The sequence below is a fragment of the Chryseobacterium echinoideorum genome, assembly GCF_007474535.1.
Classification (GTDB): Bacteria; Bacteroidota; Bacteroidia; order Flavobacteriales; family Weeksellaceae; genus Chryseobacterium; species Chryseobacterium echinoideorum.
In genome coordinates, this window is the sequence record NZ_VKNW01000020.1 from 1 (window position 1) to 8791 (window position 8791).

4 protein-coding genes and 1 pseudogene are annotated in these 8791 nt (G+C 32.4%); all 5 read left to right on the forward strand.

Features of this window, described 5'->3' with window-relative positions:
• The coding region (locus tag FOL89_RS17270) for a T9SS type A sorting domain-containing protein (protein WP_144283995.1) at window positions 1-467 on the forward strand (467 nt) is incomplete at its 5' end.
• A 9-nt stretch (window positions 468-476) separates the two neighbouring features.
• The gene (locus FOL89_RS17275; RefSeq protein ID WP_144283996.1) at window positions 477-3605 is read left to right on the forward strand and encodes an RHS repeat domain-containing protein; all 3129 of its coding nucleotides are present in this window, start codon (window positions 477-479) and stop codon (window positions 3603-3605) included.
• Complete coding sequence (locus FOL89_RS17280) at window positions 3589-7518, forward strand: DUF6443 domain-containing protein (RefSeq protein WP_144283997.1); 3930 nt, start codon at window positions 3589-3591, stop codon at window positions 7516-7518. Before FOL89_RS17275 ends, FOL89_RS17280 begins: the two co-directional genes overlap by 17 nt.
• Window positions 7484-7975 carry a hypothetical protein gene (locus tag FOL89_RS17285; RefSeq protein WP_144283998.1) on the forward strand — a complete coding sequence of 164 codons (492 nt, stop codon included), beginning with the start codon at window positions 7484-7486 and terminating at the stop codon, window positions 7973-7975. The genes FOL89_RS17280 and FOL89_RS17285 overlap by 35 nt, the downstream gene beginning before the upstream one ends.
• A gap of 541 nt (window positions 7976-8516) precedes the next feature.
• Window positions 8517-8791, forward strand: a pseudogene (locus FOL89_RS17745) (hypothetical protein); the annotation flags it as partial.

An 8791-nucleotide genomic window follows, 5' to 3' on the forward strand; every position in this document is an offset into this window, starting at 1 on the left:
TGTACCTTGACCAAAATGGCAACGAGCAGTGGCGGAAATATGTAAAAGGTGAAAAAAGACAGAAAGAAGAAAGATTATCTGATTTAAAACTGAACAAAGACGGTTCGATTGTTTTGGCAGGAACAAGCGCTGAAGAACTCGGCAAAGAAAACTGGAAGATTGTGAAGCTAGGCGACAGTCAGATTGACCAGCTGATCGAAAAGCAGGATATTCGAATCTATCCGAATCCGGTGAGTGATTACTGTTATGTAGAGATTGGAATGGAATCCGGAAGCTGGAAGCCGGGTGATGGGAAGTCAGAGGCTGAGATCATTATTTACGACATGGGCGGAAGACAGCTGCAGAGCCTGAAAACAAAAAACAGAATCACCAAGATCAACACCCAAAACCTTATTCAGGGAGCCTATCTGGTGGTGGTGAAAACCAATGATAACAAAACTGCGAATGCGAAAATTATTAAAAAATAAATATCTACTATGAAAAAAATATATGTTATAATATCACTTTTAATAATCAATTGCGTATTGGGGCAAATGATTTCTGAGCCTAAAAATATACAATCTCCTATTTCGGCATCATTAGGTAACTATGGCGACATACCAATAAATTATTATACAGGAAGAGCTAATGTGGAAGTTCCTCTATATAGTACAGAAGAAGGGGGTATAAAATTGGAAATAAAAATGAACCATGATACTGGAGGCGTAAGAGTAAACGACGTACCTGGCTGGGTGGGACAAAATTGGTCATTAATGATTGGCGGAGTCATTACAAGAACAACTAACGGAAATTCTATAGACGAAGGAAAAACATTTGAATATTCAAATCCGCCTTATGCACCTGGATTTTTATATAATTATAATGTCTTAAATAATAGTGGATGGGGGACGAAACCATATTTAAACAGTTTAGTATTAAATTCAGGAAGTCTTGATTTAAGCCCAGATATATTTTCATTTAATTTTTTAGGTAATACAGGTAAATTTTTTTTAGGAAATGATGGTACTTGGAAAGTTTCATCAAATTCGAATTTGAAAGTAGAAATTAATGACGTGGATTTTAATAAAGCTTTTAATATAAATAATTACCCTTCCTCCTTAGGGGGAGGAACTAACTATACTAGAGCACCTACAATTGGCAAAATTACTATCATTGATGATAATGGTAATAAATATATTTTTGGCAAAACACAAAATGCAATAGAATATAGTATCTCAAGCTACAATAATCAATCAAAGGTTTATATAGCACCGAACGCATGGTATCTGTCAGAAGTAATAGATAGATTTAGCAACATCTTATATACATTTGAATATGAAAGAGGTACAGATCAAGCGCAATTATATACTGGATATAAATCTCATTCAAGAAGTAGAGATTATTGTTATATAGGAGGTATAGGAGCATCTAACGCATGTGGATGGCATACGGTATCCAATGACGCTATAATAAAATTAGGAGGAAACATTGTAAAGCCAATCTTTTTAAAAACAATAACTACTAGAAAAGGAAACATTATAACATTAAATTCTGATGAGCATAACGCATTAAAATACTCTGATAGTGATTTGATTATTCAGTATAATCTGCTTAATCAAAGTCAAAATTATCAGGATCTAGATTCTAATGGCAGTCAAAATGATTTAGGATATCATACTTTTTTGATTAACTATTTTTATTCATTACACTTACCTATGAATAATGGAGATCCCACAAATATTAATCCTATTTATACAGGTGTGAGCCCTTATTATGATAAAATAAAAAAAATCATGGATAACTGGAAATGGAGAAAATTAAATTCAATACAGATACAAAATCCTAATAATGGTTTTACAAAAAAAATAAACTTCAATTATAATAATATACCAACTTCAAGGCTAAAATTAGACAATATTCTTATTGATAACTATTATAAATATTCTTTTGAATATTATAATTTTGATAGTCTACCGAAATTTTGCAGTCAAGCTGTAGATCATTTGGGTTACTATAATGGTAACTTTTACAATATTAATCCACCTAACTTTTGGACTGATTATTATAACAAAAGAGAAACCAATTTTGATTACGTTAAATACGGTAGTTTAACTAAAATTACATATCCACTAGGAGGCTCAACAATATTTGAATATGAACCACATGATTATTCTAAATATTTGTCAAATACTACAAGAAATCAATTCCATGACCAAAATAGCCCCGGTATAATAGGAGGATTGAGAATTAAAAAAATAACAAATAATTATTCCGCAACTTCTAAAACGATAAAAGAAATAATCTATAAAAAAGAAATCAATGGAATGGTTTCTAGTGGAATATTATTATACAAACCATTATACGAAATTACAAACTATACAGGAATTTCCGGATGTGGTGCAAACTTTCACGAAAATATTTTCAGCATTAACTCTATAGTGCCAATCTCTAACTTTTCTGGAACTCATATTGAGTATTCTACAGTATTTGAAAAATTAGTTGACGAAAATGGTAATGATAAAGGTTACACAAAATTCGAATATCATAATTATGAAGATTATCCTAATACAATTGTAAATACCTTACAAGAATCTTTTTCAATTTTCGACCCAAAAACAGATATGAGTTTCAGAAGAGGAACTTTAAAAGAAAAAAGCATCTATAATTTTAATGGTAACATTTTACAGAATGAAAAATATTTTTATTCACACAATAACTCACAAAAAACAAGGGCAGTTCATAATGAATCCTTTTTTGCATGCCCTACTATCTTACCTGGGAATTTACCGTTACAGGTAGGTCTTAAAGGAACGGCTTACGAAATATATTTTGCCGACAATAACTTAATTCGGAAAGAAACTAAAAGTTATACAAATAGTGGAAATATAAATGAAATTGAAGAATTAACATATGTATCCAATGGTAATTTTGGAGATAATTTTTTAAAAACAATAAACAAGGTTTCTTCGGGTTTACAGGCTTATAATTCTACTTTTATGTATCCATTTGATTTTAACCAGACAAATGATATTTTACTTCTTAACAGAAGAGAAATACCAATTTTACAAACAATCAAAAAAAAGAATAATATAGAAATTGAAAACACTAAAACTATTTATGGCAATCAAATGACATTTAATTCTAATAGTTCCAATAATGAAAACAGATTGCTTCCGACTAGGAATCAGATAAAGACTATTGATAATAATATAATCGAGAATTTAATAATTGATAAATATGATAAATTTAATAATGTATTAAAGTATCATACAATATCTAATGTGTTTACTAGAATTTTTTACGGATATAATGATAAATATCCAATTCTGAAAATTGAAGGGGATAATTTAATTGATGAAACTAGTTTAACGAATTTAGTTGAACAGTTAAAATTAAATCTTAATAATCAAACAAACTTAACCTCTATTCAAAATCAAATAAAGGTTTTATTACCACAACATTCTTTGACTTTTTACACATTTAATTCTGAATTTGGTGTTACTAGTATTAGACTTCCTAATGGTACAATTGAAACGTATAACTACGATTCACTAGGTAGATTGACAAAAGTAATTGATCAAAATGGAAAAACACTAAAATCTTATTCTTATGAAATTAAAAACTAATCTTTTGAAAAGGATATATATTATATTGTTTGCTATCATTTGTAATCAATATAATTCTCAATACTCAAACCATTATCAAAGTTACAACTGGGATACATTTGTTTTAACAGCAAATGGCGGCGGAGGTTCTGTAAATTTATCAATAAATAACAATATATTATCTTTGTCATTTAGTGCTGGATTTTCTCAAACCTTTTTAAAATCAGGATTTGTAAACAATATATTGACGGGTAATTTACCAAATACAGAATTGTTGATACCAACAGGTCATTTCTTTGAAAATAAAGGATATAGATTCTTTATTATTAATAATAAAATTGCTATTAGACACAATTCACCTGTTGCTTTAAGTTCTTTTTCGGGTACTTTAAGTGTTGATTTAAATAGCCCGATTCCTGTATCTAATGCAGACTTAAACTATTTCAACAATTACGTAGGCGAAAATAAAATAGAAATAAATACATACTTAACAGAGAATGAATTAAGCGGAAATTATCTCTCAACCGTTCAGTATTTCGATGGTTTGGGAAGACCAAAACAGGTGGTGAATGTAAAAGCATCACCTTTAGGAAAAGATGTGGTGACCCATATTGAGTATGATGCATTTGGAAGACAGGTAAGAGATTTTCTTCCTGTTCCGCAATCTGGAACGATGAACGGGGCTATTGTTCCCAATCCGCTTGCCAATGCAACACAACCAACCCTCTACGGTTCGGAAAAAATATACTCAGAAAAGATTCTCGAAAACTCTCCTTTAGACAGAGTTTTTGAGCAGAAACAAGTGGGGAATGCATGGACAAACAAACCCGTAAAGTTTGAGTATGATGGCAATGTACATGTAGACTATGTGAGAAAATACGAAACCACAACAACATGGGTGGAAGGTAGAACGCAAACTTCTGTTCAGTTGCTTCAGTATTTCTTGCCCAACCAACTGTATAAAAATACGGTTACCGATGAAGATGGCAACAAAACCATCGAATTCAAAAACGGACAGGGACAAACAGTTTTGGTGAGAAAAGTGCTTTCTGCGGCAGAAAATGCAGACACCTATTATGTATATAATGAATATGATCAGCTGGCATTTGTAATTCCTCCTTTGGCATCAGCTCCTACTGTAGAACCGTCAACCGTCGAAAATCTTTATTATCAATACCGTTATGACGGCAGAAACCGATTGGTAGAAAAAAAGCTTCCCGGAAAAGGCTGGGAATTTATGGTGTATGATAAAGCAGACCGGCTTATCTTTACTCAGGATGCCGTAATGCGGCCTACCGGAAAATGGCTTTTCACTAAATATGATCGTTTTGGAAGAGTGATTCTCACAGGTCTTGTTGAAGGAACTGCTGATAGATCTCCAATGCAGAATATGATTGGGGATCTTGTTATCACCGAGAGCAGAAATTCATCCGGCTTTACTAAAAACGGTCAATTGGTGGAATATACCAATACGTATTTTCCTTATCTGGAAAAAGTATTTTCTATCAACTACTACGACACTTATCCGCAGGGAAGTCCTTCACTTCCAGCACAGGTTTTGGGTCAGACTGTTTTGTCACAGGATGCCCAAAATTCCAATATCAGCACCAAATCTCTTCCAACCGCTTCGTATGTTAAAAATATTGAAGATGATAACTGGACGAAGAACTACACGTGGTATGATACCAAAGGAAGAGTCATCGGAACCCACTCCATCAACCATCTCGGAGGATACACCAAAACAGAAGCTGAGCTTGATTTTGCAGGAGTTGTAAAGCAGTCGATTACAAGACACAAAAGGCTTGATTCTGATGCTGAAAAAGTAATCACCGAAACTTTTGAATACGACCACCAGAACCGGCTGAAAGTCCACAAACATAAAATCGACAACAATCCTGTGGAATATCTTGCGCAGAATTCTTACAACGAGCTTTCGCAGCTCAAAACCAAAAAAGTGGGCGGAACGGTCTTAGGAAACGGTCTTCAAACAATAGATTACACCTACAATATCCGAGGATGGATGACGGGAATTAATGATCCTGCCAATCTTGGAGACGATCTTTTCGGGTATAAAATCAAGTACAATGAGGTGGAAGGCCTGCAAACACCTGATACATCAGATCCGTCCTTACAGGTAGTTCCTAAATACAACGGAAACATTGCGGAAGTTGACTGGAGAATTGGGAATGAAAATGATCCTCTCAAAAGATATGGATATGTATATGATGGACTCAACAGATTAGCAGCCGGATTTTATCAGAATTCTACAAATCCCTCTATCAGAGAATATTATGAGAAAGTAACCTATGATCTTAATGGAAATATAAATACCATGAAGAGAACTGCACAGAGATTTGGAACTACCGCTATGCTCATTGATAATCTTTCCTATCAGTACCACAACAATAGCAACCGTTTGCAGAAAATAACTGATGCCGTTACTACAACATATGGTTATCCTTACAAAGCCACACCAACAGATATAGCATATGACCTAAATGGAAATATGACCTCATTTGTAGATAAAGGTATTTCGTCAATTCAGTATAATTTTCTAAATTTACCAAAGCAGATTACTCAGAATTCGGAGATAACCAATTATACTTACCGAGCGGACGGAGTGAAAGTGAAGAAGCTCTTTGGTGGTTTAGAGACAGATTATTTAGATGGTTTCCAGTATAAGTATACCTATTCTTGGGAAGATCCTTCTGGAACGATGATAAATGATGGAATAAAATTGAGAATTTTACCCACTCCGGAAGGTTATTTTGATACACTAAAGAATGTATATTATTATAATTATGCCGATCACTTAGGTAACGTAAGGTTGAATTATAGTGATTCAGATGGAGATGGAATAGTTAAGGGAGATGGCATTAAAAATTGTGATAATTCACCTCCTGATCAGCCGTGTATGCCAGGAATTATAATGGGAGATATAGAGGAAGTCACCGATTATTATCCCTTTGGAATGATGCATAAGAGTATGATGTTTTATGATTTTAATAATGCATATCAATATAAATACAACGGAAAAGAACTTCAAGAGACCGGAATGTATGATTACGGAGCAAGGTTTTATATGCCCGATATTGGAAGATGGGGAGTCGTAGATCCGTTGGCGGAAGTTTCTAGAAGATGGTCGCCTTATACATATGTATTAAACAACCCAATAAAATTTGTTGATCCTGATGGTCGAGAAGTGGTTGAAACTGCTTCAGGGACTACATACACTGGAGAACATGCACAATCAGCTTTTTTAGCATTAAAAAATCAGTTAGGAAATGGTCCTGGTCCTAAAGGTTCTTGGGGAGGAGTTAGCTGGCAAAAGTATGTCAATAATTGGTATTATGAAGATGGTGCCGAGCATTATAGAGCCGATATAAAAGCTAGAGTTGGGACATTAAAATCTATAAACGGAAATGCGACTTTAAATGTTAAGCAAACGATAGGACAATGGGATAAGGAGTATGGTTTTTTACCTGTAAACAGAACTAATTTTGCCAATGAAAATGCAATGCAAGTAACTAATTGTTATGGATATGTATTAACAAATGGTTACTTTTTCGTAGATGATAGTATCGAAAATATAAGAAGTTTTTTATTGGATTCAGGGTATAAATCTGCTCAAGCTTCTAATAAAACAAATTTCAAAACAGGAGATATATTATTATGGGAAGGGCACATGATGGAAGCGGTAGGTTCGAAAAATGGAAAAGTGCAATGGGAAAGTTATTTTGGGTTTGATAGCTCTCCTGTAAAAGGATCATTGCAACAAGTAATGAATTATAACAAAGAAGTTAGCGGTGGTGGCTATGGAAGTTTACAAGGTGCAACGTTATATAGACAACAGGATCAATCAAAAATACAATTTGGACAAAAAAAATATGAATCAGTCGATGTTAAAACAATACAACAACAAAGGAATTATTAGTTTTTTTTCTCTTTTTTTATTAATGTTTTGCAGTAAGAAAGAACCTAATATAAAAAACAGCGATATCTCCTCTGTTCATTCTATAAAATACATTGGAGGAAACGAAGGAGTGAAATTATCTGAAGACAAACAGAAAAAAGCTTTTGGTAAATGGAAACTCACAAATGCTGTCTTTTTTAATGATAGCAAGAAATTAGAAAATAAAATTATAATTAATAAAAATATTATTGTTGCTGAACAAAGCATTTTTGATACCGAAAATAATATAATTGCCAATAAGCATAACACAATAGGGACATATAAGTTTAAAAGTTTGGACACCCTCAATACAGTTTATTATATTTTTAGTGTCGAAGATAATAAAATGATGATGCAAACGTCAAATTTATTTAGAGTCGTTGATGGCAAGATGACAAAGGACAGAGCAAGGATAAACTTGTTCTTTGTGAGGGAATAATATAAATCACTGCTGCGGATCAAAGGGCGATATTTTATTTTTTAAATATATTAGATAAAAATAAATAATATGAAAACTACATTACAAAAAATATTCAATCCATATCTTATTCTTCTTCTTTTCGTAATATTTATAATTAGTGTAATTTCAATATATATATCTTTTGATTACACATACAAGAAATTAAAAGCTTTAATTACATTGTTTTATTTTTTACCATGTTTGTTATTTTTTACTATTGCATCAATTTATAACTTTGTAAGATTTAAAAAAGAAAAGTTGGCTCTTAAATTAATTGTATTAACTCCAATAATTGTGATAATACTATACATGTTATATGCATTAATACAATTAATAATCATTTAAGATAACCTGATGGGGCCACCCGCTGCGCAAAGTCTGTGACTTTGAGCGGATAAAAATAAACCCTCGCAATTTTGCGAGGGTTTTATGTTTATAAAATGAAGAGTCCTAAAAATCCGATACAGATTTATTAGACAAAAATAATTAACGTGAGTTCGGGATAAGAATAAATAAATTTATGATACAAAAAAGCAGAAAAATTAGTATATTTAAGGTATTGAAATTCAAATATTTAACTAAAATTTCTGATGATAAAATTACAACTATTTATTACATTGTTGATGAGTTTTTTAAAGAATTTAATAGTGTTCTAAAAGATTATGCTCTGAAAGATCCGAAAATTAAGATCCGAAACCGAACATCTGCCCTGTCTCAAAGTGAAGTAATGACTATTATGATCCTGTTTCATTACGGTGCATTCAAAAACCTCAAGCACTTTTACCAGGGCTACGT

Coding starts and splice junctions, on each gene's coding strand:
- FOL89_RS17285 (WP_144283998.1), top strand. CDS start 7,484: ATGTTAAAACAATACAACAACAAAGGAATTATTAGTTTTTTTTCTCTT.
- FOL89_RS17275 (WP_144283996.1), top strand. CDS start 477: ATGAAAAAAATATATGTTATAATATCACTTTTAATAATCAATTGCGTA.
- FOL89_RS17280 (WP_144283997.1), top strand. CDS start 3,589: ATGAAATTAAAAACTAATCTTTTGAAAAGGATATATATTATATTGTTT.